31 protein-coding genes are annotated in these 22,478 nt (G+C 43.1%); 5 read left to right on the plus strand and 26 right to left on the minus strand.

The features are described from left to right. Nucleotides 1–60: 60 nt before the first annotated feature. The 9 genes from RSX31_RS11360 to RSX31_RS11400 all read right to left on the minus strand — a co-directional run bounded on the left by RSX31_RS11360 (nucleotide 61) and on the right by RSX31_RS11400 (nucleotide 5,401). Complete coding sequence (locus RSX31_RS11360) at nucleotides 61–339, minus strand: ArsR/SmtB family transcription factor (protein ID WP_148967713.1); 279 nt, start codon at nucleotides 337–339, stop codon at nucleotides 61–63. 209 nt (nucleotides 340–548) lie between these two features. Next, on the minus strand, nucleotides 549–986 hold the full coding sequence (locus RSX31_RS11365) for a VOC family protein (RefSeq protein ID WP_315634587.1): 438 nt from the start codon (nucleotides 984–986) through the stop codon (nucleotides 549–551). A 402-nt stretch (nucleotides 987–1,388) separates the two neighbouring features. Beyond that, entirely contained in the window at nucleotides 1,389–1,886 is a 498-nt protein-coding gene (locus tag RSX31_RS11370) for a DinB family protein (RefSeq protein WP_315634588.1), read from the minus strand. 412 nt (nucleotides 1,887–2,298) lie between these two features. Further along, nucleotides 2,299–2,853: a cysteine hydrolase family protein gene (locus RSX31_RS11375; RefSeq protein ID WP_315634589.1), complete on the minus strand. Its 555-nt coding sequence runs from the start codon at nucleotides 2,851–2,853 to the stop codon at nucleotides 2,299–2,301. Between the two features lie 48 nt (nucleotides 2,854–2,901). After that, complete coding sequence (locus tag RSX31_RS11380) at nucleotides 2,902–3,411, minus strand: MepB family protein (RefSeq protein WP_315634590.1); 510 nt, start codon at nucleotides 3,409–3,411, stop codon at nucleotides 2,902–2,904. Nucleotides 3,412–3,531: 120 nt separating this feature from the next. After that, nucleotides 3,532–3,702: a hypothetical protein gene (locus RSX31_RS11385; RefSeq protein ID WP_315634591.1), complete on the minus strand. Its 171-nt coding sequence runs from the start codon at nucleotides 3,700–3,702 to the stop codon at nucleotides 3,532–3,534. 40 nt (nucleotides 3,703–3,742) lie between these two features. Beyond that, nucleotides 3,743–4,366: a hypothetical protein gene (locus RSX31_RS11390; RefSeq protein WP_315634592.1), complete on the minus strand. Its 624-nt coding sequence runs from the start codon at nucleotides 4,364–4,366 to the stop codon at nucleotides 3,743–3,745. Next, a complete protein-coding gene (locus RSX31_RS11395) occupies nucleotides 4,363–4,917 on the minus strand; it encodes a GrpB family protein (RefSeq protein WP_315634593.1) in 555 nt (184 codons plus the stop codon). The genes RSX31_RS11390 and RSX31_RS11395 overlap by 4 nt, the downstream gene beginning before the upstream one ends. After that, a complete protein-coding gene (locus RSX31_RS11400; RefSeq protein WP_315634594.1) occupies nucleotides 4,904–5,401 on the minus strand; it encodes a GNAT family N-acetyltransferase in 498 nt (165 codons plus the stop codon). Before RSX31_RS11400 ends, RSX31_RS11395 begins: the two co-directional genes overlap by 14 nt. 163 nt (nucleotides 5,402–5,564) lie before the next feature. Between RSX31_RS11400 and RSX31_RS11405 the strand changes: the two genes are divergently transcribed. Next, the gene (locus RSX31_RS11405; RefSeq protein WP_315634595.1) at nucleotides 5,565–6,083 is read left to right on the plus strand and encodes a hypothetical protein; all 519 of its coding nucleotides are present in this window, start codon (nucleotides 5,565–5,567) and stop codon (nucleotides 6,081–6,083) included. Nucleotides 6,084–6,097: 14 nt separating this feature from the next. Then, nucleotides 6,098–6,571, plus strand: coding sequence for a GNAT family N-acetyltransferase (locus RSX31_RS11410; RefSeq protein WP_315634596.1), 474 nt, complete (start codon nucleotides 6,098–6,100; stop codon nucleotides 6,569–6,571). A gap of 93 nt (nucleotides 6,572–6,664) precedes the next feature. Here RSX31_RS11410 and RSX31_RS11415 read toward each other — a convergent pair whose 3' ends face one another. Next, nucleotides 6,665–7,168, minus strand: coding sequence for a DinB family protein (locus RSX31_RS11415; RefSeq protein WP_315634597.1), 504 nt, complete (start codon nucleotides 7,166–7,168; stop codon nucleotides 6,665–6,667). Nucleotides 7,169–7,642: 474 nt separating this feature from the next. On the opposite strand from RSX31_RS11415, the gene RSX31_RS11420 reads away from it, so the two are divergent. Continuing rightward, a complete protein-coding gene (locus RSX31_RS11420) occupies nucleotides 7,643–8,833 on the plus strand; it encodes an MFS transporter (RefSeq protein WP_282137320.1) in 1,191 nt (396 codons plus the stop codon). Between the two features lie 55 nt (nucleotides 8,834–8,888). Here RSX31_RS11420 and RSX31_RS11425 read toward each other — a convergent pair whose 3' ends face one another. The 3 genes from RSX31_RS11425 to RSX31_RS11435 all read right to left on the minus strand — a co-directional run bounded on the left by RSX31_RS11425 (nucleotide 8,889) and on the right by RSX31_RS11435 (nucleotide 11,126). Beyond that, nucleotides 8,889–10,034, minus strand: coding sequence for a serine hydrolase domain-containing protein (locus RSX31_RS11425; protein ID WP_315634598.1), 1,146 nt, complete (start codon nucleotides 10,032–10,034; stop codon nucleotides 8,889–8,891). Nucleotides 10,035–10,123: 89 nt separating this feature from the next. Continuing rightward, on the minus strand, nucleotides 10,124–10,396 hold the full coding sequence (locus RSX31_RS11430) for a hypothetical protein (RefSeq protein WP_315634599.1): 273 nt from the start codon (nucleotides 10,394–10,396) through the stop codon (nucleotides 10,124–10,126). A 487-nt stretch (nucleotides 10,397–10,883) separates the two neighbouring features. Further along, the gene (locus tag RSX31_RS11435) at nucleotides 10,884–11,126 is read right to left on the minus strand and encodes a hypothetical protein (protein ID WP_262371863.1); all 243 of its coding nucleotides are present in this window, start codon (nucleotides 11,124–11,126) and stop codon (nucleotides 10,884–10,886) included. Between RSX31_RS11435 and RSX31_RS11440 the strand changes: the two genes are divergently transcribed. Both RSX31_RS11440 and RSX31_RS11445 read left to right on the plus strand, forming a co-directional pair. Continuing rightward, complete coding sequence (locus RSX31_RS11440; RefSeq protein ID WP_262371853.1) at nucleotides 11,032–11,598, plus strand: HNH endonuclease family protein; 567 nt, start codon at nucleotides 11,032–11,034, stop codon at nucleotides 11,596–11,598. The two genes, RSX31_RS11435 and RSX31_RS11440, sit on opposite strands and share 95 nt — an antisense overlap. Before the next feature lie 14 nt (nucleotides 11,599–11,612). Continuing rightward, nucleotides 11,613–11,918, plus strand: coding sequence for a hypothetical protein (locus tag RSX31_RS11445; protein ID WP_315634600.1), 306 nt, complete (start codon nucleotides 11,613–11,615; stop codon nucleotides 11,916–11,918). Between the two features lie 124 nt (nucleotides 11,919–12,042). Here the strand turns inward: RSX31_RS11445 and RSX31_RS11450 are convergent, their stop codons facing one another. The 13 genes from RSX31_RS11450 to RSX31_RS11510 all read right to left on the minus strand — a co-directional run bounded on the left by RSX31_RS11450 (nucleotide 12,043) and on the right by RSX31_RS11510 (nucleotide 22,219). Continuing rightward, complete coding sequence (locus tag RSX31_RS11450) at nucleotides 12,043–12,486, minus strand: GNAT family N-acetyltransferase (RefSeq protein WP_315634601.1); 444 nt, start codon at nucleotides 12,484–12,486, stop codon at nucleotides 12,043–12,045. 126 nt (nucleotides 12,487–12,612) lie between these two features. Next, nucleotides 12,613–13,146, minus strand: coding sequence for a GNAT family N-acetyltransferase (locus RSX31_RS11455; protein WP_315634602.1), 534 nt, complete (start codon nucleotides 13,144–13,146; stop codon nucleotides 12,613–12,615). A 598-nt stretch (nucleotides 13,147–13,744) separates the two neighbouring features. Beyond that, a complete protein-coding gene (locus RSX31_RS11460; protein ID WP_315634603.1) occupies nucleotides 13,745–13,942 on the minus strand; it encodes a hypothetical protein in 198 nt (65 codons plus the stop codon). 194 nt (nucleotides 13,943–14,136) lie between these two features. Further along, complete coding sequence (locus tag RSX31_RS11465; RefSeq protein ID WP_315634604.1) at nucleotides 14,137–15,117, minus strand: Gfo/Idh/MocA family protein; 981 nt, start codon at nucleotides 15,115–15,117, stop codon at nucleotides 14,137–14,139. Between the two features lie 76 nt (nucleotides 15,118–15,193). Next, nucleotides 15,194–15,475, minus strand: coding sequence for a cupin domain-containing protein (locus tag RSX31_RS11470; RefSeq protein WP_148994675.1), 282 nt, complete (start codon nucleotides 15,473–15,475; stop codon nucleotides 15,194–15,196). 49 nt (nucleotides 15,476–15,524) lie between these two features. Further along, nucleotides 15,525–16,814: a TRAP transporter large permease gene (locus RSX31_RS11475; protein WP_315634605.1), complete on the minus strand. Its 1,290-nt coding sequence runs from the start codon at nucleotides 16,812–16,814 to the stop codon at nucleotides 15,525–15,527. Further along, nucleotides 16,811–17,287: a TRAP transporter small permease gene (locus RSX31_RS11480; RefSeq protein WP_148994676.1), complete on the minus strand. Its 477-nt coding sequence runs from the start codon at nucleotides 17,285–17,287 to the stop codon at nucleotides 16,811–16,813. Before RSX31_RS11480 ends, RSX31_RS11475 begins: the two co-directional genes overlap by 4 nt. Nucleotides 17,288–17,355: 68 nt before the next feature. Continuing rightward, a complete protein-coding gene (locus RSX31_RS11485; RefSeq protein WP_315634606.1) occupies nucleotides 17,356–18,378 on the minus strand; it encodes a TRAP transporter substrate-binding protein in 1,023 nt (340 codons plus the stop codon). 22 nt (nucleotides 18,379–18,400) lie between these two features. After that, entirely contained in the window at nucleotides 18,401–19,051 is a 651-nt protein-coding gene (locus RSX31_RS11490; RefSeq protein ID WP_315634607.1) for a bifunctional 4-hydroxy-2-oxoglutarate aldolase/2-dehydro-3-deoxy-phosphogluconate aldolase, read from the minus strand. A 16-nt stretch (nucleotides 19,052–19,067) separates the two neighbouring features. Then, nucleotides 19,068–19,616, minus strand: a complete 549-nt coding sequence (gene hxlB, locus RSX31_RS11495) for a 6-phospho-3-hexuloisomerase (protein ID WP_315634608.1) — start codon at nucleotides 19,614–19,616, stop codon at nucleotides 19,068–19,070. Then, nucleotides 19,613–20,236, minus strand: coding sequence for a 3-hexulose-6-phosphate synthase (gene hxlA, locus RSX31_RS11500; RefSeq protein ID WP_315634609.1), 624 nt, complete (start codon nucleotides 20,234–20,236; stop codon nucleotides 19,613–19,615). The genes hxlB and hxlA overlap by 4 nt, the downstream gene beginning before the upstream one ends. 9 nt (nucleotides 20,237–20,245) lie before the next feature. Further along, nucleotides 20,246–21,199: a sugar kinase gene (locus RSX31_RS11505; protein WP_315634610.1), complete on the minus strand. Its 954-nt coding sequence runs from the start codon at nucleotides 21,197–21,199 to the stop codon at nucleotides 20,246–20,248. A gap of 18 nt (nucleotides 21,200–21,217) precedes the next feature. Beyond that, nucleotides 21,218–22,219, minus strand: coding sequence for a LacI family DNA-binding transcriptional regulator (locus RSX31_RS11510; RefSeq protein ID WP_148994682.1), 1,002 nt, complete (start codon nucleotides 22,217–22,219; stop codon nucleotides 21,218–21,220). Between the last annotated feature and the right edge of the window lie 259 nt (nucleotides 22,220–22,478).

The raw sequence follows: 22,478 nt of genomic DNA on the forward strand, positions 1-22,478 counted from the left end.
CTCATTTGGCCTCCTTTAATCGTTGCGATGGCAGTTTATCTTCTGCCGATTTGTGATAAATTAGTCTACCCATCCTTTCAATAAGTTTTCAAGTGGTTCTTTGTTAAACATAAGTACTCGATATTTTCCCTTCCGTTCTGAAATGACGAGTCCTGCATCTTCCAATAGATTAAGATGTTTCGTGATCGCCTGTCGCGAAATGGAAAGGTTGTGCTTCATAACGAGGCGTGCCGTAAGTTCATACAACGTCAGCTCGTTGCGGTCGGAAAGCTCATCCAGGATAAGTCGCCGAGTCGAGTCGCCAAGTGCTTTGAATATAGTGTCTTTGTCCCAAGTCATATATTGATTATATGCAACTCATTGGTTGCCCGTCAAGTATAAGCAACTATTTAGTTGCTCAACAGTAGGAACATTATGATTCAGCTATATTCCCATTTAAAGATTTAGAGAGTCATTAGGGACATAGAAAACACCAGAAACTTTTTCAAGTACCCGATCATTCAAGAATAAAGGTGGAGATCTAAATCATTTAAAGTCCCATTCACTATTTAACTGATTTTCTCCGCCAACTCTAAAATAATCCCTTCCGGACCACGAACGTAGCATAACTTATAACTTTCTTCGTACTGCTGTATCTCACTAAAGATTCCCGTTCCCTTCTTTTTCAAATTGGCAACAATCGTTTCAATATCTTCAACAGCAAAGCAAATATGTCGGATTCCCAGCGTATTGGCTAAAGGCTGCTGAATACCTTTTTCATCTGACGGTGTATAAAATTTGACCAGCTCTATCCATGCCTGACCATCTGGCATCCCCAATCCTACACATGCCGTTTTCACACCTTTAAGCCCTACTATTCTGTCCAACTGTTCTCCATCCAATTCCCATTCCCCTTGCACTACAAGTCCTAAATCAACAAAAAACGCTTTAGCCTCTGAAAGATCCTGTACGTTTATACTCACATGATCGATTCTATTGATCTTCATATTTCATATCTCCTTTGTTTCTGTTATTTTCAATACCTGTATTACTGTAAGGTTTATTTGAAATTATAATTCCCTTAATACAGAAAATATCCTTCTTGAACAAATCAGCCTCATAATTGAAGAAGGCCAAAAGCCTGATCCATTAGCCCATCTTCAGTTAGTGCCTCCTTTACTTTAAGTACAGGATTTCACAATCTTTTTTTACACCTCATTAAACTAAATCCCTAACTATTGTACATGCAAAAAGACGCCTTCTTATTTAAGAAAAGCGCCCGACTGTTGAATAATGAAATATGCCAGTACGTTCTAATTTATTGACTAACCGTTTAGCCATCCATAAAGACGGAAAATGGCTGCACACCGCCAATACTGCTTCTGGGAAGGTCGCTGAATGATGGTGCTTTAGGACCAATCAACGCCCCCCCAAGTGGATTGCAGCTTTCGCAACAGAACAATTTGGCCGAGATGATACGTATCGTGCATCATGATATTGCTGAGTAAACGCTCAATAGAGTACCTGTTAGCTGCATACGGAGCTTTTAACTTTTCATCGTCAAGGTCCGCTATGACCGTTTTTAATTTATTCATGACTTCATTGAGGCGCTGCACTGTCTGGGTCCACCCAATTTCGTCTTCAGGATTCCCCGGATTTCCAAAGGTTTCTTCATTGTCTTCTGCCTTACGCGGATTCTCAGTGCCCTTAATTCGATGGATTACGTCTTCATTCCAAAATATCAAGTGGTTGACAATCTGCCAAATCGAATTGCTGACTTCCGAGCTTGTCCATGCTGCCTCAGCTGCGATGACTCCATGAAGCGCCTGATCCATGGATGCAAACCAATCATTCTCATGGCAATGCATGTCGAGTTGTTCTAAAAACATCTTGGTTACAACTTGCATACAATCAATCTCCTCACTGTTTAGTGTAATCTTACAAAGTTAAAAGACAAGAAAAAATCTGACAATAGTATAAATTAACCGGTCCTAAAAAGGTAAAAACCAAGTGGTCCCTTCCATATTGGACATACCTTTCTCTCCAGCATGACAGGGTAAACAGAAATTTCCGGGTGATGATAATAATCCTCAATCAATTTCGAAAAAAGTCATTCATGCGCATAAAATAGCTTTCATTTTCGACGATAGGACATATAACGAAAAATACTCTCAATGAAATACTCCATTCTATTATTTTGAGAATACAACCAAACCATGATCCCTATGACTTATTCGGCTTATCCTGCTTATATTCCTTCACGTGAGTAATATGCCTAAGGTTTTTATATCCCTACATTAAAGCATTAGTGAAAAAACATTAACTCAACCTATTTAGCAATTGTTCCGTTGAAAGAATGGTGGCAAATTCATCATTCAATGTAGCTAAAGACACGTTATGTATCATTTCCGGATCATAATAATGGCCATCTTGATCTTCCATTCCAAATGCCGCTGTGGCATCGGATATCAGGTAAGTGTTAAAGCCTAAATTCCCGCTCATTCTCGTAGTTGTTGAGACGCAATGAGGAGTGGTTAATCCTGTTATTATCACCGTTTTAATATAATTGGCCTTTAAAAGTTCTTCTAAATTGGTGCCAATAAAACTACTATTCACTTTCTTGGTAATAACCACTTCATCTTCAAGAGGACTAACCAATTCCTTTATGGTGAAACCTTTATTGCCGAGATGAAATACAGAATCCGGATTATCTGACTTGTGTTGAATATGAATGACTTGCCCTTCTTTCGCTCTCCAAACCTTTAGTATTTTACTAATATTCTCTTCTGCATTTACATTATTTCGTTCTCCCCACTTTGGGTCATCAAATGCTTTCTGAACATCCACTATAATCAATGCACTGTTTTGATTCATGATACTTCCTCCTCTATAAAATTCTGGGATTAATTGAAAGCTACTAATTTACTGCGAATACAGTTCCAGTAATTTTTTTATGGGTAATTTATTTGTATCACTCAGATCAACAAAATAGGGTAACTGCCATTTTTGAGTTTTTATCGCTTGTTTGCTGGTTGGGGTATCCCAACTTGGGTACACTCTAATGGCCATTTTCCCTTTTGTAGCACTCGTTTTAAGAATATCTTGTTTGGCAAGAATGTCTTTCGGGAAAATAAATTGCCCCATTTCATCATTATTCAAAAAGGTATTGATGACCAACAAATCCGGTGCCTTTTCATATGTATATGGTTGATTGTTATCATTTACATCTTTTTCCCAAAATGCAACGAACTGCCCCACCTTATTAGGTGTTTTGTTTGCGACTCTAAATCGAACTGAACAAGAAGCTAATTGAAATGTACCAGCTCCGTAGTTTGAATTTTGTTTTTCTTCTTGAATCGATGTTAAGGTTAATTGATTAGGTTCATAGACTAATTTGTTTACATGATTTAACGCTTTAATAAAATTGTTCACATCTTCACTCCAAAATTTTAAATTTTTTCAAATATAATCATCATATTCAAATCAAGATTTTACAATAAAAAAGCTAACCGTTTTCTTGATATACCTCCTTTATTGGCATAAAACAATGTGCTATTTTTTAATCTTTGGCAAGAAGTATGAGCTAACACCCATCATGAAACCTCCAATGATTGCAAGTGACGTGCCAACTACAACCCAATGAGTGGATAATAAAGTAGATAAATATACTCCTGACATAAACATGAATAAGCCGGTCAACATAAAGATTGTCACTTTTCTCATTTAACTCTCTCCCCAATCTCTCACAATCACATTAGTAAATTTAACTCTCTATTTTCACTTTACCAATCAACCCTATAACCTCATCATCCTCACCCGTACCAACCGAAACCTGCTCCGTATCCTCCACAATCCCCTTCGTATAATCTTCCATTGACCCCTCTATCTGCTCACTACTCGGCCAATGGGAAGGTACATCATACACATTAATCGTGCCGTCCCCATTACCGCTATAGGTGACGATTCCATCTGCCATGATTTTCCCGATTAACACAATGACGTCTTCTGGATAATCCACGCTGTTGTCATCATAAGGATTCAGCTGCTCCCCGGCTGAAATATGTCGAACATTCAGTTCCCCCACGCCTTTATTCCCGATCACTTGTAGCCAGACGCGGGCGTATTCGATTTTCTCTGAAGGGTATGTAGACAGAGGATCTTCTGTGCTGCTCGATTGATCCTGGGACGCTGCGTCTTCCAAATCCACCGAATCGACCGGTTCTTCTGCTTGTGCTTCTTCTGATGTCTTTCCCCCGCTACCTTCCTTTTTGCTTTCCAGTACAGTCTCCTCCTGCTTCGTACTTCCTGTTTGCTTCGCTTCCCCACTGCAGGCCATTAAAAGGAATGCAGTGACTAGGATCATCATCAGCAGCAGTCGTTTTTTCATTTTCTCTCCCCCATTTCCGAGCGATCCAATACTCTTTCAATAAATGCTGCTTTCCCTTCCGAATACGCTTCCCGGTCGTCGGGGAATTGATGGGCCAGGTGCTTTTTCAGCTCGGCGTATTCTTCTCTTAATGAAGGATTTACGTTCAAACGATCCCGGAATGACCGCTGTTGTGCCCACCTTAGTTCACCTGTCAGCATGAGGTGTAGATGTGCGACACGTCTTTCGTTTTCTACTTTTATGAAAAACCTTCTCCACGGCCGGTTGTCAAGCTCAACAGGTACAAAATGCCATTGATCTTCTCCTAGTCTACCTGCAATCTCGTCAAGATCGTCGAAGGATGAGATCATCGCCATCACGTCAATAATGGGTTTGGCAGGAAGGTCGCGGATCGCGGTACTTCCAACATGCTCTACTTCCTTTACACCAAAGGGACTCAAAGAGTGTAAGAGCTCCTTCACTTCAGCTCTTCCCGCCTCGATCCAGTCCGGGTTTGGAGGTTCAATCTCGATTGCTTCCACAGCCCATTTTGGCCACTTACGATTTTCCATCCGTCAGAGTCACACCCTTCTCCAGTTCAATTTCATCCCTAATCGGAATCCCGTCATTCCCGATCAAGGGGATCTCTGGCTTTACCTTTCTCGCCTTCTCCACAGCGAACAGGTGAATAGTTGAAATCATGAAACCCCTCTTTTGGTAAAATTTCAGTGCCTGCAGATTATCATTGGTCGTAATCAGCGTGATGCGTTTACATCGATTCTCGGCCGCAACCTTTTCTACTTCTTTCATCAGGGCGGTGCCGATCCCCTTCTTTTCTTCCAAACTATCAAGCGAAATAATCTCGCATTCTTCGTCTTTAACCACATATGTAATCAAACCTGCGATTACGGTTTCTTCATTCAGGTAGGCAAAGCCGTCTAACGCAGCACAGTCATAAATCCCACTGGAAATGACCATCTTCGGACTGCCCCAATGCCGATTGAAGAATTCAACCAGGTTCTCTTTCGGCATCTCTTTAAGTGATACGATGTTCATTCGTCCTCTCCCCTTATCCGTTTCGTGAGCTACTCTACTGGAAGATACCATAGATTTAATTGTAAAAAAAGGAAAATACAAGAAACCATATGGTAAAATGGAATAATATTCTCCATGTCTTATAAACTTCAAAAATACATGTATACAAGGAGCAATGGACATTTTGAAAAAGGTACGGGTTTTACTTTTACTAATGGCAGCGGTCTTATTTACCGGGTGTTACGGGAAAGAACTGAATTTGATCGACGGAGATAAACAGATAACCCAACAGATCGATGACGCGATTTCCCAATATATCATCCAGAACTACTCTACCTCCTACTACGGCACAGAAAAGCAGTTCGAAGTCCACAAAGTCTATGGAACGAGCGAAACGGATGGGATCCTGAGTGTATATATGTGGTCCTATTATGGAGGATTTAATAAAGCGACCGGAATAGAGGCCCAGTCCGGGCATTCCTTACCCGCCGTGATCCGGTTAAGCAAAAAAGAGGGGACGTATTCTGTGATTGAATACATAGAACCAAAGGACGGCAGCATGTACCAGTCCTCCTTGGAAAAAATGTTCCCGGCGAAATACGTTAAATCCGCTCAGCGTGACAGTGGAAATATTGGGGGATTGCAAAAAAAGATGGAGAGAAAAGTGGAAAAATGGATCGAGAAACAAGACAAAGAATCCTAAGGTGGATGACAAGCATGGAACTGACCATTAGAAGAAGGACCGAAGAAGATATCAAAGAATTCATTACCTGGACCTATGATGGAATCTATTCGTTTTATGATAACAATAGTCAGGCAGAAAAAATCGAAGGATTGAAACAGAGTGTTCATCTGGAAAGAGCCTTTTCAGTCGTTGATGAAAAAGAGAATCTGATCGGGAATTGTGAGTTTTATGATATAGAAGAAGACGGGAAAGACATCCTGGTCCTTGGGGTGCAAATGAAGCCTTCCATGACAGGAAAGGGATACGGTTCAACCTTTGTGAAAGCGATCATCGATCAAGGACGGGAACGGCTGAAGTTCACTCATTTGGAATTGGCCGTCGAAGATTTTAATGAACGGGCCATCCGGACGTATGAGAAAGAAGGATTCAGAAAAAGAGGAGAATTTGAAAATGAAATAAGGGGTCAGGTGTATCAGTTTGTTATCATGTCTAAGGATTGGGAGTAGTTTTTAAAAAAGGCTATCTTAACCTTTAATGTTAATAATAAATTAACATTCAGGGAAACCCTATTTCAATTGGGTTTCCCATTCGTATTAACATTAAAGTGGCGGATTTTCCACACCTAAGTGAATCCAATCTTCCTTTGGTGGTCCATAAACCCCAAAAGGTTTGATGCCAGCTTGACGCATAAGAATTGTAACTTGTCCACGATGATGAACAATGTGCTTAATTAGCCCCATAAAAATTTGAGCATTTGTTTCTTCTCTGCCAAATGCGGTTTGCACTTCCTTCAAGGATTCGTCTGTCCATTGTTCTTCAATGACTTTGATTGCATAAGAACTTATCTGTTTAAATGTTTGAGCAATTTCTTTAGCTGAGTTAGGGACATTTATTGCATTTTCTACTTCGTTTACTTCCAGCCCGAAATGAGCTAAATACTCTGGGATATTTGTTGTAAAATGCCAAACAATTCTTCCCAATGTACGACCTTCTGGGTAAACTTTTTGATTCAATGAATGATCGGTTAATCCTTCCAAAACCTTTTGAGTTAGCGTTGCCTCCCAATTCCATTCTCTTATAAAGTCTGCAATCGTTACATACATATACAATACCTCCATAACCACTTTTCAATGAATTTTTTATTTTTGAAAACACATTTCAAAACATTCGTTCGTATTATTCATTCGAATGAACACCAGCAGAAGGAGAAGGTTCAACATAGCGTTTAACTCATTAAATTACTTGCTCATTTTTGGTATGCGGTAATATGTCGCTATACTTAAAGCGTTGCTAAACGTTTTGCTTACCTTGATAACCTCCGCCAGAACAATTGTTCTCATTCTAATACTATCAAGAATTCGGACAGGTATCAAATAACGCCATTTACCTTAAACAGAGCCTATATTAAAATAGAGCACATAGAGCACAGGTAGAGCACAGGGACGGTTCTGATGCTTCCTTTTCATTTAATAGGAAGCATCAGAACCGTCCCTATGCTTCCCCATTTTATGATATGATAATTAAATTGTTTGCCCATACTAATACTGATGTATATCCATCCTAGAAAAGAGGTTCATATGCAAGAGACTGTATTAACCAAACAGCATTGGTTTCTTATCTTCACACTTAGTTTACTAACTTTTGTTCTCGGGACAAGCGAATTTGTCATCGTTGGGATCTTAACGGAGATTTCCTCGAGCCTTCATATAACGAACGCAAAGGCAGGTACGCTGGTGTCGGCGTTTGCGATTACTTTCGCCATCGCCACCCCGATCGTGATGTCCGCAACAAGCCATTTTCCTAAGCGCAAATGGATGTTGTTTTTGATAGGGTCGTTTATCATTCTGAATGCCTTGTGCGTGATTTCGACCAGTTACATCATGCTCCTTGTCCTTCGAATGCTGACAGCCATCGTCACAGGCGTGTCGATTTCCCTTGCCATGACGATCGCGAGCGAAGCGATTCCAGTGACGAAACGGGGAGTGGCCATTTCCTTCGTTTTCGGCGGGTTCACTCTGGCAAACGTGATCGGAGTGCCCATCGGTACCGTCATCGCGGAGTGGTACGACTGGCATGCCACGTTCCTGTTGACGACGATCCTTGGCGGGGTTGCCTTTTTGGCATCTTTCATGAACTTGCCCAGTAAGCTCAGTCAATACCGCAGTTCCATGCGTGATCAGTTTTCTTTATTGACCCACCCGCGGATCTTGATGGCTTTCTTCATCCCGGCTCTTGGATTCGGTGCAACCTACGCGGTATTTACGTATCTTGTTCCGATTCTCGACATGATGGGAGCACCAGGCAGTTCCATCAGCTTGATCCTGTTCGCCTACGGATTCATCTCGATCTTCAGTAACATACTGGCCGGAAAGATTGCCAGTCACAATGCCATCGGACGCCTGCGATTCGTTTTCCTTATCCAGGCCTTTGTCCTGATCGGATTGTACTTTACGACCGGCCATTTTATCATCGGTTTGATCAACATTGGCTTGATGTCCTTGATGGCGATCCTGCTAACGACCTCAACCCAGCTTTACTTGATTGACCTTGCCGGTGTGTATCAACCGAAAGCGACAGGACTTGCCGCTTCCTTGATGCCCGTTGCAAGCAATGTCGGTATCGCCATGGGATCGGCACTCGGTGGACTTGTCTACCATCAAGGGCCATTGATGAATGTGTCACTTGTCGGTGGAGTGGTTGCGCTTTGTGCGAGTCTGTTGACATTCTTGAGTCATCGATTGGACCGGAAGCATGAGACATTAGCGTAGATATAAAAACTTGGCCGGACCCTCTACGTGTTGAGGGTCCGGCCATAAACATTTCTTAAATGTCATGTGATGAATCAATAAAAACGTCCATGATCTTATCACAAATATCATGATGAATAGTCCCGTCAAAATTCAATAAAACCACCACTCCCAGATTGAGCTCAGGTACCATGGTCATCAGGGATCTTACACCTAACTGGCCCCCACCATGTTCGACGATTTTATATCCCCTATACGTATCTGTAAACCATGCAAGTCCATAGCTCCTGACATCACATCCAGGCGCCCTCCATTCTTCGCTTACAAGATGGATGGGCTTTTGCATTTCTACTATTAATTCTGATTGTAAAACAGTCGATTCTTTATTCAAATGGAATGTTAAATAGTTCCCTAAATCATTGGCGGTTGAATACAAATACCCGATTGGCGCCGAGATTGGGTTGATGGGGAAAGGCGTTTCTATTTTATCCTCGCCTACATAATATCTGGCACTGTTCTGATCTTCCTCAACTTTATATGAGTCACTTGTAGTCCGCTTCATATCAAGGGGTGTGAGGATGTCATCGTGAAGGGATGCTTCCCATTTGCTGCCTGTCACCTTTTCAAACAGATCGGCAAGAATCACATACGCATCTGTGCAATAATTCCATCCCTCTCCTGGAGGATATTCCAATTCTACTTTTTCAAACCATTTCGTGATATCTTCGCGATTCTTTATACTAGCAATCTCTTCTTCTGTCAGCTGATAATGATCCAATGCTTCCTGAAATTCCGTCGGTGTATCTGAGAAGATTTCCCTTACATTCGGAGCAATCATATTGGCGATTCCCACTTCTGAAGGAAAACCTGCCGTGTGGGACAACACATGCCTGATCGTGATTGCGTCACTCTGTTCTTTATTCTTCGTTCGGAAGTATGGCAAATAGGTAACAACCGCATCGTCCAATGCAATTAAATTCTTCTCTATAAGCTGCATAATGGAAAGGGCCATAAAGTTCTTGGAAATACTTTGAATGCTCATCCTAGTATCGCCGTCAATCGGGCGTTCTGCGTTACCGATCCGGGCGTTCCCAAAACCTTTAGAATAGATCGTCTCTGAGTCTTTCACAATGGCAACGCTTACTCCGACTCCATGGTGATCAGGAAGTAAGTCTCTTATGTAGTCTGTTAGTTGGTTATATTGTTCATTAATTTGTTTCATACTGACCTCCATATGTTCGGTTCCGGGTTCTAAATGGTACGATCGCTTCGTACACTTTTTGAGTACTCTCTCCATACATTCTCTTTATGTTACCAAAAAAACGGTGCCTGACTCCAAAAGAATGTTGAAACAAGTGGAACAACTACGGAAATGAGAAGAATGAAAGAATTACCTATGATTCCGAATGTTTTAAAACCGCCTTTGGCTTTAAGACCCAATATCAGTCCGATCATCGGAAGCACTATGACGATCATTATCATTCCTTTTCCAGAGAATAAGTCCCCTGTTATAAACATCGATATAAAATAAATTGAAAATGCTGCTAAAAAGAACAGAACTGACAGTAACCCGTACTTCTTCATTCTATATCCCCCATTCCCCTTTACTTTTTTTCCATTATATTACTTTTTCGTTATTTATTCAAAATTATTTCTTGCGGACGGCGACTCCTGTAAAGAATAGGGCCAAGGATACCTGTCACCATGTTTCACACTAACCTGTTAAACAATTCTATAAGCTAACCGAATCAGAGACCGATACATCATCGTCTCATCATAAAAAAATACCCTTCCCAATATTCCAAGAAAATGTTGGAGTCAATCTCTTCAAATGATCACCCTCTATAGGTGTAATGACTCACGAAAAGCCGAACCGTGATGATCAACTGATCCTGATGGAATAGGAAGAAGGATTCAACCTTCGGAAAGTGTGGGGATTTACAAAATATTAACTTGTTAGAAGGTTATTCCATCCTCTATCATTTCAAGTAGAGGCGAACTAACGCTATAGTCAATCATCTATGAAAATCACTTCAACATGAAACCCGATCCACTCCCTTTTCTGAATGTACTACATTGTTATGCCTGCAGGCTTACTATTAATATCCCATTCTCTCAGAATGAGATGTTGATATAAAAAAATACATACAGGAGGCATTCCCATGCTAAAGAAATCGATGTTGTTTGTTGTTGCACTACTTCTCTCGTTCGCTTTATTCCTGCCGTCAGCCCTAGCATTCCCGCCTGGCACACCGTCCAAGTCCACGGCCCAATCACAACTGAACTCACTGACTGTGAAATCCGAAAGCTCCATGACCGGCTACTCCCGGGACAAGTTTCCCCACTGGATCGGGCAAGGCAGCGGCTGCGACACCCGCCAGCTTGTGCTCCAGCGTGACGCCGACTACTACAGCGGCAGCTGTCCTGTCACGTCCGGCAAATGGTACAGCTATTACGATGGTGTTACGTTCTACGATCCGTCCGACCTTGATATCGATCACGTTGTCCCCCTTGCTGAAGCGTGGCGCTCCGGTGCCAGCAGCTGGTCGACAGAGAAGCGCGAAGACTTCGCGAACGACCTGAGCGGTCCGCAACTAATCGCGGTCAGCGCCAGCTCCAATCGCTCCAAAGGCGACCAGGATCCATCGACATGGCAGCCACCGCGTTCCGGAGCAGACTGTGGGTACTCTAAGTGGTGGATCAGTACCAAGTACAAATGGGGGTTAAGCCTTCAGTCTTCAGAAAAGACCGCGCTTCAGGGAATGCTGAACAGCTGCGTTTACTGATTTGAATACCAGCAATGCCCGTACGATCGGCTCGTACGGGCATTGTTCATACCAAACACAAGAATGGAGGAATACATATGGATAAGAAATCAACGATCTTTACCGCAACCCATGGTGTCATGACCTCTGAGGTCGGCGTCATCAGCGGCGAGCTTGAACTTGTCACCACCTGCGATGATGATGGTGTGCTGACTCTTGCTATTACATATGTGGGAGCTGAGGAGTGGTATTCGCTTCCGGGTGAGGAGTACCGTCTGCATGATGTGCGTGATCATGAGGTTGTGCATGGGATGCTTGCCGCTGTACTGGAACGTCCTTAACGAAAATCAAATCAACCGAAAGAAAAGAAAAAATGCCAGACAAACTGATTAGTCTGTCTGGCAACTTCATTGACTTAACAATCGTTTATCAGTCTCATCTATAACCTGACGAAAAGGACCTCCATTACTTTTGCAAAATCATATCAATATGAGGGATACCATCATCCAGATAGGTTTCCGTTATCGCCCTGAATCCAAATGCCCCATAGAACTCCCGCAAATATTCCTGAGCCTGAATCTTCACCGTTCTTTCCCCTAATTCATCATGAATGAAATCCAATCCTCTTTTTACCAATTCGCTTGCCAGTCCTTTACCACGATAGTCTTCCTTCACAAGAACCCTGCCAATGGACGCTTCTTTATACGAAACACCTGCCGGTAAAAGTCTCGTATAAGCAACCACTTCCCCGTTCTCTTCTTTATAAAGATGATACGCGTGCAGATCCTTCCCATCCACTTCCAGATAGGGACATTCCTGTTCCACCACAAAGACCTGGGTCCTCACTAGTAAAATCCCGTACAACTCGTGAGTGGATAGTTCATCAAAGCTCTTTAATTTCCAGTTCATGATATTGGACACCTCTTATGTACTGTTTTTTTGTTGGGTTAGAGAAGCGCGGGGACGGTTCTCGTGCTTCCTGTTCGTAAAAACGAAGCAGCAGAACCGTCCCCATGCTTACGATTCATTAGTTTATTATACAAATCTGTACATAAGAATATCATCAATATATTCACCATGATTTAACTTGTATTCTTTAATTAAACGACCTTCTTCCAAAAAACCCATCTGCTTGTACAGGGAAATTGCTCTTTGATTTGTTGAAAAGACCCCTAAACTTACCTTTTCAATTAATGGATTTTCTTCTGCCCAGTCTAATAATGCCTTTAAAAGCGCCTTCCCTATTCCCATGTCTCTGTAATTCTTACTTATCGACATTGAAACAGAGCCAGTGTGTGATAATCTCTTTCTAATTTGTGAACGAAATTCTATCGATCCGACAACTACCCCATTCACTTCCGCTATAATAAGAGTTTCTTTTATGTTATCCAATATACTTTGTATTCGTTCTTTCTTCTCCTGTAATGGCTTTTTTTCTACCTCTTCTGATACTGCGATGAAATAATCACCTTCAGAAATAACAAAGCTCTCAATATCCAAAAGTACCTCCGCATCCTCTACTTTCACATTTCGAATTATGTATTCTACATGACCTTTAGACACTGGCATTTAAACCCTCCTAAGTGATGATCTCTAAGAAATAAATACGACATCCGATTATAATATCCTTCTTCAACGATCTGACTCTATTGTGGATTACATATAAGTATCTTTTATTCCTGATAACTGCCTTTTTAGTGAATAAATAATGATTCTTGAACAGTTGAATTAATGATCAGATAGATTGCTATTTATCGTAAATACACAAAAACACTAAAGGGAACATGATAAAATAAAATTTTAGATCTGAAAACGAGTATGAGAAAGCAGTTTTAGAGTTTTATCGGTCAAAGGACAAGGAAGATGAAAAGCCCTATATCTAGTTTAAGTAATGGATTGGAGTTTATGTTATTCAGCTCTAATGATTCATCTTTTTGAAAAGGAAACACGAGAACCGTCCCTATGCTCCATGCTTCAAAAGTAACCGTCTACTTATGGTTGAAAATGGTATCAGTAACATTTCACCGTTAAGATTGCCGTAACCATGAATATCCCTAAGGAAGCAAGCAAAAAAGGAATGATTGTAATCGAAAAAATTGTAACAGGGGTATCCGAAGAAATCTTGATGGCATATTTCATAAACACTCTTTCTTCATTTAGCATATGGCTAGACTTCGAAGCTGATTTTTTTGACTTCAAGACCTTCTGCCATAGTCAAAACGTGTTCTATTTGTTGCTTATCACTCACTACCTTTGTTAATTCTTCAGAAGATGTATCGTTTTCTACTTTTTGAATAAATAATGAACTCGCTTTTTCTTTATTCTCAATTTCAATAACTTGTTCACCATTCGAACAACCACTCATTATGAACACAAGGATTGATAGACTTAAAATTAGGATTTTAATTATTATTACACCTCATTTTCTTCTTCAATTGAGCTGACCTTTAACTTATTACCAATTATTTCAAAATCAAGTTACTTACTCAAGAAAAACATTAAACAAAAAGAAGCTCATCCTTGTTCCGGATGAGCCCCTTAAATCCAATTAGTAAACATCTACTTCCCCATGATTGAATCCATCACCCAGTTGGTTCGCGCACCAGAATCTCCAGTACTCGGACAACAAACGCCATCCTCGGTCAGCTCTCTTACAATAGTTTCAACAAGCGGCTGATGAACATGGAGGGGGTGTTCAAAACTCCATTGCTCTTTTCCTTCAACAGTCGTCAACGTGACTGGATCATCTCCAAAAGTAGAAAAGCTGATCTTCCCTTTACTTCCGACAATCTCATTCATGTCCACATCTTCAAAAGCCGTGAAACACCACTTTCCTATACCTTGAAAGCCAGATTTGAATCGATATGTACCGGTCACAATATCTTCTGCCTCATAATAGCCCGCTTGATTCGACGCAAACCCTTTTGCTTCTTGTATGGGGCCGATAAGAAAATCAAGAATGTCGAGAGTATGGCTGGCCAAATCGAAGAATAATCCGCCACCAGCAACACCAGGCTGGACACGCCAAGGGAGGTCTTCTGAATCTTTCACATCGTCCCCTGCTTTTTGATACAGCGTCGATGAGACAAAACGAACGTCTCCGATCGCCCCCTGATCCAGCAATTCTTTAATTTTCAAAAAGCGCTCTTGTCCCCGGCGGTAATAAGCTACATACAAAGGAACACCAGCCTCTTTACAGGCAGCTACCATCTCACAGCATTCTTCGTAGTTACGAGCCATCGGCTTCTCAACATAAACCGGTTTCCCCGCAGCGGCTGCCTTCAGTGTATATTCCTTATGAGAGTCTGGCGGCGTAGCGATATAAACCGCATCTACCTTAGGATCGTTAATAAGAGCCTCCGCATCATCGTACCACTCCGGTACCTGATGTCTTTCCGCATAATCCCTTGCCAGTTCACCCGTCCTCCGCATGACTGCAACAAGATCTGAGTTTTTAACCTTTTGAAAAGCAGGGCCACTTTTCTTTTCTGTCACATCTCCGCAGCCGATTATTCCCCATCTGACTTTTTCATATTGCATGGGTGGATCCCTCCTCTTGAATGTCATTTTTCTTTAAGAGCCTCACACCCAAAACGGGGTGAGGCTCAGCTCTACCTTATCCCTGCAGCAAGTCCTTCCGAATCGGCGAGAACATATCCAAAATCACACATTCCTCAAGCACTCTAACACGATGCTGGATACTCGATGGGATATACTGCGTATCCCCTTGATTCAGGATCCTTTTTTCTCCACCGACTTCGAATTCCACTTGTCCTTTTTCAATGAAGCTTAGTTGTTCTTCTGGATGCTGGTCGATGTCACCGACGAATCCTTCCGCCAGTTCCACCTTCACGAGCATCATGGAGCCTTCGCTGCTTAATATTTCCCTCTTCACCATTACGGTCCACTCCCCTTTTCAAATCATTTCAGTCCCAATAGCCCGATTGTCAGAATAGGCTTGGGTTTATTAATTTTGGAAGATAGAATGCCACTTCCGGTAAAAATGCTACGAACAACAGGACGACGAGGACAATCAATATATACGGCATGACAGCAGAGAAGGACTTCTCGATGCTGAGATTGCCTATTTTCGCCGCCAGTAAGAGACATAACCCATAAGGGGGGGTGACGAGTCCGATCGCCAGAGTCATGACCACGATCAGTCCAAGGTGCACGGGTTCCATTCCGAATAGATTGGCTGTCGGCAAGATGACCGGTACGAATAAGATCATGGCAGGAATTGCATCCATGAACGTACCAACGAACAGGAAGAATGCGATGATGATCAGGATGAATACCCACTCTGCCCCAACGTTGTTCACGAAGAATTCCTGTGCCTTAACTGATAATTGATAGTAGCTCATCAGTTCACCCAGTGCACTTGCGGCAGCAAGGGCAAAGAGTGATAGCGAGCTTAGTGCCAGTGTATCTTTGATGATCTTCGGAAGATCGGATAGTTTCAATGTTTTATAGAAAAACATACAAATCAATAATGTGTACAAGCAAGCAACGGCCGCGGCTTCAGTCGGGGTGAAAAACCCGGAGATGATACCTCCGATAATGATGATCGGAGTGATCAGGGCAGGTACCGTTTCGTACACTAGTTTGAAAAATTCGCTGAATGTCGCACGTTTCGATCTTGGATACCCCTTTTTTAATGCCATGATATAAATGAAGAGCATCATACCAAGCCCAATCAGGACGCCGGGAACAATTCCTCCTAGGAATAACGCACCCACGGATGCATTCGTCAAACCTGCGAAAATGATCATCGGGATGCTCGGGGGGATGATGACACCGATTGTGGAAGAAGCTGCAGTTACACCTACAGCGGTTTCTGTGTCATATCCCTGTTTCTTCATGTTCGGGATAAGAATTTTACCGACCCCGGCAGTATCAGCCTGCGCCGCTCCTGACACCCCGGCAAAAATCATTGAGACCAGGATGTTTGCGTGAGCAAGGCCCCCCCTGATATGACCAACCATCGTCAAGGAGAGGTCGATCAGCTTTTGTGAAATCTTCCCGTGGTTCATCAGGTTTGCAGCCAGGATGAATAACGGCACCGCCAGCAGGACGAACGAGTCGATCCCATTCAGCATCTTCATTGGGACCGTCACCTCTGGGATATAAGGAACCGTAAAAATACCGAGGAGGGCAATGATGCCGATGACAAAGGCAATCGGTACACCTATCAACATCAGAATGAGAAATAATCCAACCAACCCTATACCAATCATGATTGTGCCCCCCTTCCTTTAAGTGCTTTGATATTGTTGACTAATTGACTCGCCGAGTATATCATCATGGTTGCCCCCATGATTGGGATGGCAATCCACACATATCCCATTTTCAACTCAGGGATGGACGTCCAATTGTAGTTCCAGAAATTCTGTACGGCTTCAATTCCATAGTAGAAAAGAGCAAAAGAGAATAATAAGATCACAGCATCAATCACGATCAGTAATGACACTTTCGATTTCCCTTCCAATTTCTCTACAAGGAAGTCGAAGCTGAAGTGTTCCCTTTTGCTCACCATGACGGATGCCCCCATAAAGACAGACCAAATGAAGGAATAGTTGGCTACCTCCTCTGTCCATATGACAGATATGCCAAGATGTCTGGTGATGATTTGAACCATAATCGCTGCAAAAAAGATAAGTAAAAAAATAGCACCGATGGTCATTTGGATTTTTTCAAGAGCCTTAATCATCTTGATCGTCTTCCCCCTTTCACAATTAAAGGGAAGAACAGATCATCTCTTCCCTTTTAACAACGTTTTTACTTAAGCTTTTTAACCTTTTCAAGCAGGTCTTCTGCTCCCATGTCTTTGGCTGCTTTCTCATGAAGAGGCTCTGCCAATTTAATGAATGGTTCACGGTCAATTTCGTTCACTTTCGCCCCTTCATCGATGGCTTTTTGTTTGTACTCATCTTCCTGTGCATATACCGCTTCTCTTTCTGCTTTCACAGACGCCTCTGCTGCTTCAATGATGATATCCTGTTGTTCCTTCGAATAGGAATCAAATTTCTTTCCGTTCACCAGTAAGAAGCGTGTTGTGTAATCATGCGCTGTCTCAGTGATGTATTTCCCGTTGTCCGTTTTATGATGGTTCTGCTGTACAAAGTATGGATACGAGTTTTCAGATGAATCAACGACATTTTGCTGAAGCGCCTGATACAGTTCCCCCCAAGCAATCGATGTCGGGATGGCCCCTACTTCCTTCCAATAATCCGCCACAACACCTGAAGTCTGCGTTCTAAACGTCATTCCCTTAATGTCATCCATTTTTTCAAGCGGCTTTTTCCCGTAATAATGTCTCACACCGGCAGACCAGTATCCGATCAATTTAAAATCATTGTTGGACTTTTCGTTGATCAATTTCGCCATTTCTTCCCCAACTTCTCCGTCTACCGTCTTTTCCCAATGATCATAACTGTCAAAAAGGTAAGGAAGCGCCAATAGGTCGATTTCCTTGATTCCGGTCTGAGTCATGAAGCCAGGTGATACGAGCACCACATCCGCTCCGCCAAGCTTCAGTTTTTCAACAAGTTCTGACTCTTCCGTTCCAATTGTACCTGCGTGTACTTCGACTTCGATATCGCCGTTTGACTTACTTTCAGCCACTTCCTTGAATTTAACCAGCCCTGTTTGATATGGATTATCCGGTGATGTCTGGTTGTGTGCCGCTACAATCTTGATTTTCTTGCCTGCTTCTCCCCCGGCTTCGTCACTTCCACATCCGGCCAGAATGCCGGAAACAGCCAACAATAATACAAATGAAATTGAGAAAAATTTCTTCATCCCTAGTTCCCCCTTATTATGATTAAATGGTTTGAACTGCCTTTACCTTCTGAACGATTCGTGTGTATTCGCGGGCTTTCTGCGTCAAGCGCTGAAAATCTTCATCATGTTGCAATTGTTTCGTATTTACCAGGTTTCCGCCGAGGCCCACTGCCAGAGCACCAGCTTCCAGATATTCCGTAAGATTATCCATATTGATCCCCCCGGTCACCATCAATGGGACAGCTGGGAAAGGACCGTGAATGCTTTTAACATAGCCTGGTCCGAATGTATTTGCCGGAAATACCTTGATCATGTCCGCCCCGAGCTCATATGCCGTCAGGATTTCCGTCGGTGTCAGGGCTCCAGGTATACTTGCGATGCCGTAGCGTTTTGTCATCTTCACCGTGTCTGCATTTAATGTCGGGGAAACGATGAATTCACTCCCGGCCATGATCGCAGACCTTGCCGTTTCCGGATCGAGGACGGTGCCCGCACCAGTCAGGACCCTGCCGTCCATTTCTTCTCTTATGATTTCTATCAATCTTGTAAACTTTGGTGTCTCGGCCGTGATTTCGAGCACTTTAACCCCGCCCTCATACAGGGCTTCTGCGATTGGCAGAATCGTCTGTGGAGTGGCTTCCCGGATGACAGCCACAAGGATTTCTTCTTTTATAAACTCTATCGGGTTCACATGATCACCTCCCATTTCACTCTATATTCGCATGCCGTTTGGCCATGGTTTCATTCGTATCCCCATCTTCCAGTGTCCCGATGATGACCGCGTCAAGCACAAGATGGACCGACTGATCAAACTGATTGCCAAGAGGTTGGATCGTAGCAGGCTCCTCCGCTCTCCGGTACTTCGTTGCTGCGGGTATGCCCATAATCCCGTCGCTGATCGACGCAAGCTTTGATTCCCGGTTCGTAGTGACGAGGAACACGCTCGCCCCAATTTCTTTTGCTTTCGAGGCAAATTGGACAATGGCTCCTGTAGAGCCGGAGCCTGAAATGGCGATGAGAAGATCCCCTTCGTCCATGCTTGGTGTTATTGTTTCCCCAATGACGTAGACCTGAAAGCCTCCGTGCATCAGACGCATCGCAAAGGCTTTCCCCATCAATCCGGAACGTCCTTCACCGTAGACAAATATCCGTTTGGCTTTTTTCAACTGCTCTGAAAGATGGGTCGCCTCTTCTTCTTTCACCTTTGATAAAACTTCTGAGATTTCATCGGCTACCGTCGTGATGATTGATTTCATTCCCTGATCAGTCCCTTCATCGCTCTAGCAGCCTCGGCCGGATCAGCTGCCTTTGTGATAGCGCTGCCAATGATAACTGTATCGGGGTTATTTTCCACAATGTCTGGCAGTGTGGCAAATGTGATCCCCCCGGCAACGGCCGTCTCGAGTCCGTTAATCCCTTGTATCAAATCGAACAGGCTGCCGGTGCTTTCACCTGTTTCCTGCATGTCCTTCCCGATGTGCAGACTGACCATGGAAACACCAAGTTCCTGTAATTCCCGGACTCTCTTATTCTCCGAAACTCCCAATAGATCGATCATCACTCTCTTTCCACGTGAGGCTGCCACTTCGAGAGTATCGGTGATCGTCTTGTCGGCAGAGAACGCCATGACGGTCATGATATCCGCCCCGGCATCAAATGCCTGGATGGCCTCGTGTTTTCCGGCATCGCACGTTTTCATATCTGCAACAATCGTTTTATCGGGATACTTCTCACGGGTTTCCTGGATGATCGTCATTCCATATTCCTTAATCACACCGGTTCCTACCTCAATCCAATCCACGTATGGAGCCGTCTTCTCCAAAATCTGAAAGCATTCTTCCCTCGTAAGGCGGTCAAGCGCCACTTGTATATTCATCCCATCCCCCTATCTTTCCACTCGTTCTTTTTCACCCAAATGGACAAGGACATCTTCTAAATAAGGCAGCCCTTCATTATCACCCGTCACACTGACGACCATCGACCCGATGATGTTCGCAAAATGAAGCGCTTTGTCTAACGGCCAGTTCTGCAGGATCCCGTAAATGAAGCCTGCATCGAATCCGTCGCCTGCGCCTACCGTATCCACCACTTTCTTCGCTTTAACAGCAGGAGCTTCAACATATTCACCGTCCACATAACCAATTGAACCTTCTTCACCTTTCTTGATGGCGAGATGCGTGATGCCGAATTGCTTACAATGCTCGTTGATTTCATTGGTGTCTGTTGTTCCGAATAGCAGCTCGGCTTCCTCGATCCCTGTCACAAGGATGTCGACATATGGGAGGAAGCTCCTCAGCACGTCCCTCGCTTCATCCTCACCCCACAGTTTCAGTCGGATATTCGGATCGCATGATATCATCACACCATGCTTTTTGGCTTCGATGATCGCGTGGCGGATCAACTCGATATTTTTTGTTTTATCCACTGCAGGGAATACCCCTGTGATATGGAGGATCTTCGTGTTTTTCAAAAACTCTTCATTCAAGGTTTCCTTCGTCAACACCGTTGTAGGTGAACGGTCTCTGTAGTAGAAGGTCCGCACGCTCCCATCTCCCATGATTTCCTTGAAGTTCAGGGAAGTCGGATATCCATCCACCAGTTCCACTTCGGAAACATCCACTCCTTCACCGCGGACGGTGTTGAAGATATGCCTGCCAAACTCATCATTCCCCAGACGGCTGATCCAACCGGTCTTTAATCCAAGCCGTGCACAGCCAATCGCAAAGTTCAGCTCGGCTCCCCCGATTTTCCGTTCAAAAGAAGAGACAAACCGCATCGGGCCCGTCGATGACGGATCGAGAGTGATCATCGCATCGCCTATCGTCACTACATCATTCATGGGTAACACCCTTTCTGTCTAACAAGATTCTCGTATGATTAACTCCGGATCAAAACGGAAAACCAAGCCCTCATCCTGATCCTCTTTTTTCTGGATTTTGTTTAATAAGAATTCCGCTGCTTTCTTCCCTATTTCAAAAGTAGGCTGAGCCACGATCGTCAATCCCGGTTCAAAAAATCCGGCAAAGGACACATCATCAATTCCAATGATGGCTAAGTCTTCAGGAATCCTTACATGATTTTCTTTGACATATTTTAATATTTCAATGAGCGTTAAATCATTTCCCGCAAGGATGGCTTCCGGGGGATCATCGAGGGATAGCAGATCGTGAACCCCTTCTCTAATCCTGTTCACTTCCAGGCTCTTAATATAGTCATCCCGGATGTCCAGACCATTGGCATTCATCGTGTTTTTATAGCCGTTGATCCGCTCCATCCTTGGCGTAACATTCCGGATCACATTCGTGATGATACCGATCTTCGTGTATCCCCTGTCGATAAAATGCTGAACCCCAATCCCAGATGCTTTCTCGTTATCAAGGAGCATAGATGGAATCGGTACACCCGGCACCGTCCGGTCAACGAACACGATCGGATAGCCTTCCTTCAGCATCTCATTGTATAATGTCGCATTATCCCCAGTTGGCAGCAGGATGATGCCATCTACCTGTTTGGCGCGAAGCATTTCGATATACTTTCGCTCCTTGTCAGGATCATCATCTGCATTACAGACAATCGTGTGAAACTCCGCTTCCTGGCATGTGTCTTCAATGGCCCGGATCACCTGAGTCGAGAACGTATGTAGAATATTTGCCACAATCACCCCGATCGTCGTCGTCGACTTCTGCTTGAGGCTTCTCGCCACAATATTTGGACGATACCCGAGCTCTTTGATGGATTCTTCTATTCGATTCTTCGTGCCTTCCCTCATATAATCAAAACGATTATTTAAGTACTGGGAAACGGTACTCTTAGATACATTCGCGTGCTGAGCAACATCAGCAATCGTTACTTTTTTCATTCCATTCTCTCCAACTTTCATTTCCTAAACCGATTTACTAAACCGGTTTACTAAATCGATTTATTGAAATTATATGACAATTGAAAGCGCTTTACAATATGTTTTTAAATTTTTTTTGAATATTAAATTTTAAGCAAAAAAAAAACGCGTTGGTAACGCGGTTTCTAAAGGGTTAATGATTCAGTTTCTTTATTTAATAATTGCTTTTACAAAGTAAAGGACGGTTCTTATGTATAATGAAGTGGTTTGATTATTTTGA

This window comes from Rossellomorea yichunensis (assembly GCF_032337515.1).
Classification (GTDB): domain Bacteria; phylum Bacillota; class Bacilli; order Bacillales; family Bacillaceae_B; genus Rossellomorea; species Rossellomorea yichunensis.

Bases quoted from the DNA above. Each gene is read 5' to 3' on its own strand.
- RSX31_RS11360 (WP_148967713.1), bottom strand. From the start codon at position 339: ATGACTTGGGACAAAGACACTATATTCAAAGCACTTGGCGACTCGACT.
- RSX31_RS11365 (WP_315634587.1), bottom strand. From the start codon at position 986: ATGAAGATCAATAGAATCGATCATGTGAGTATAAACGTACAGGATCTT.
- RSX31_RS11370 (WP_315634588.1), bottom strand. From the start codon at position 1,886: ATGCAAGTTGTAACCAAGATGTTTTTAGAACAACTCGACATGCATTGC.
- RSX31_RS11375 (WP_315634589.1), bottom strand. From the start codon at position 2,853: ATGAATCAAAACAGTGCATTGATTATAGTGGATGTTCAGAAAGCATTT.
- RSX31_RS11385 (WP_315634591.1), bottom strand. From the start codon at position 3,702: ATGAGAAAAGTGACAATCTTTATGTTGACCGGCTTATTCATGTTTATG.
- RSX31_RS11390 (WP_315634592.1), bottom strand. From the start codon at position 4,366: ATGAAAAAACGACTGCTGCTGATGATGATCCTAGTCACTGCATTCCTT.
- RSX31_RS11395 (WP_315634593.1), bottom strand. From the start codon at position 4,917: ATGGAAAATCGTAAGTGGCCAAAATGGGCTGTGGAAGCAATCGAGATT.
- RSX31_RS11400 (WP_315634594.1), bottom strand. From the start codon at position 5,401: ATGAACATCGTATCACTTAAAGAGATGCCGAAAGAGAACCTGGTTGAA.
- RSX31_RS11410 (WP_315634596.1), top strand. From the start codon at position 6,098: ATGGAACTGACCATTAGAAGAAGGACCGAAGAAGATATCAAAGAATTC.
- RSX31_RS11415 (WP_315634597.1), bottom strand. From the start codon at position 7,168: ATGTATGTAACGATTGCAGACTTTATAAGAGAATGGAATTGGGAGGCA.
- RSX31_RS11420 (WP_282137320.1), top strand. From the start codon at position 7,643: ATGCAAGAGACTGTATTAACCAAACAGCATTGGTTTCTTATCTTCACA.
- RSX31_RS11425 (WP_315634598.1), bottom strand. From the start codon at position 10,034: ATGAAACAAATTAATGAACAATATAACCAACTAACAGACTACATAAGA.
- RSX31_RS11430 (WP_315634599.1), bottom strand. From the start codon at position 10,396: ATGAAGAAGTACGGGTTACTGTCAGTTCTGTTCTTTTTAGCAGCATTT.
- RSX31_RS11435 (WP_262371863.1), bottom strand. From the start codon at position 11,126: ATGGAGCTTTCGGATTTCACAGTCAGTGAGTTCAGTTGTGATTGGGCC.
- RSX31_RS11445 (WP_315634600.1), top strand. From the start codon at position 11,613: ATGCCCGTACGATCGGCTCGTACGGGCATTGTTCATACCAAACACAAG.
- RSX31_RS11450 (WP_315634601.1), bottom strand. From the start codon at position 12,486: ATGAACTGGAAATTAAAGAGCTTTGATGAACTATCCACTCACGAGTTG.
- RSX31_RS11455 (WP_315634602.1), bottom strand. From the start codon at position 13,146: ATGCCAGTGTCTAAAGGTCATGTAGAATACATAATTCGAAATGTGAAA.
- RSX31_RS11460 (WP_315634603.1), bottom strand. From the start codon at position 13,942: ATGAGTGGTTGTTCGAATGGTGAACAAGTTATTGAAATTGAGAATAAA.
- RSX31_RS11465 (WP_315634604.1), bottom strand. From the start codon at position 15,117: ATGCAATATGAAAAAGTCAGATGGGGAATAATCGGCTGCGGAGATGTG.
- RSX31_RS11470 (WP_148994675.1), bottom strand. From the start codon at position 15,475: ATGGTGAAGAGGGAAATATTAAGCAGCGAAGGCTCCATGATGCTCGTG.
- RSX31_RS11475 (WP_315634605.1), bottom strand. From the start codon at position 16,814: ATGATTGGTATAGGGTTGGTTGGATTATTTCTCATTCTGATGTTGATA.
- RSX31_RS11480 (WP_148994676.1), bottom strand. From the start codon at position 17,287: ATGATTAAGGCTCTTGAAAAAATCCAAATGACCATCGGTGCTATTTTT.
- RSX31_RS11485 (WP_315634606.1), bottom strand. From the start codon at position 18,378: ATGAAGAAATTTTTCTCAATTTCATTTGTATTATTGTTGGCTGTTTCC.
- hxlB (WP_315634608.1), bottom strand. From the start codon at position 19,616: ATGAAATCAATCATCACGACGGTAGCCGATGAAATCTCAGAAGTTTTA.
- hxlA (WP_315634609.1), bottom strand. From the start codon at position 20,236: ATGAATATACAAGTGGCGCTTGACCGCCTTACGAGGGAAGAATGCTTT.
- RSX31_RS11505 (WP_315634610.1), bottom strand. From the start codon at position 21,199: ATGAATGATGTAGTGACGATAGGCGATGCGATGATCACTCTCGATCCG.
- RSX31_RS11510 (WP_148994682.1), bottom strand. From the start codon at position 22,219: ATGAAAAAAGTAACGATTGCTGATGTTGCTCAGCACGCGAATGTATCT.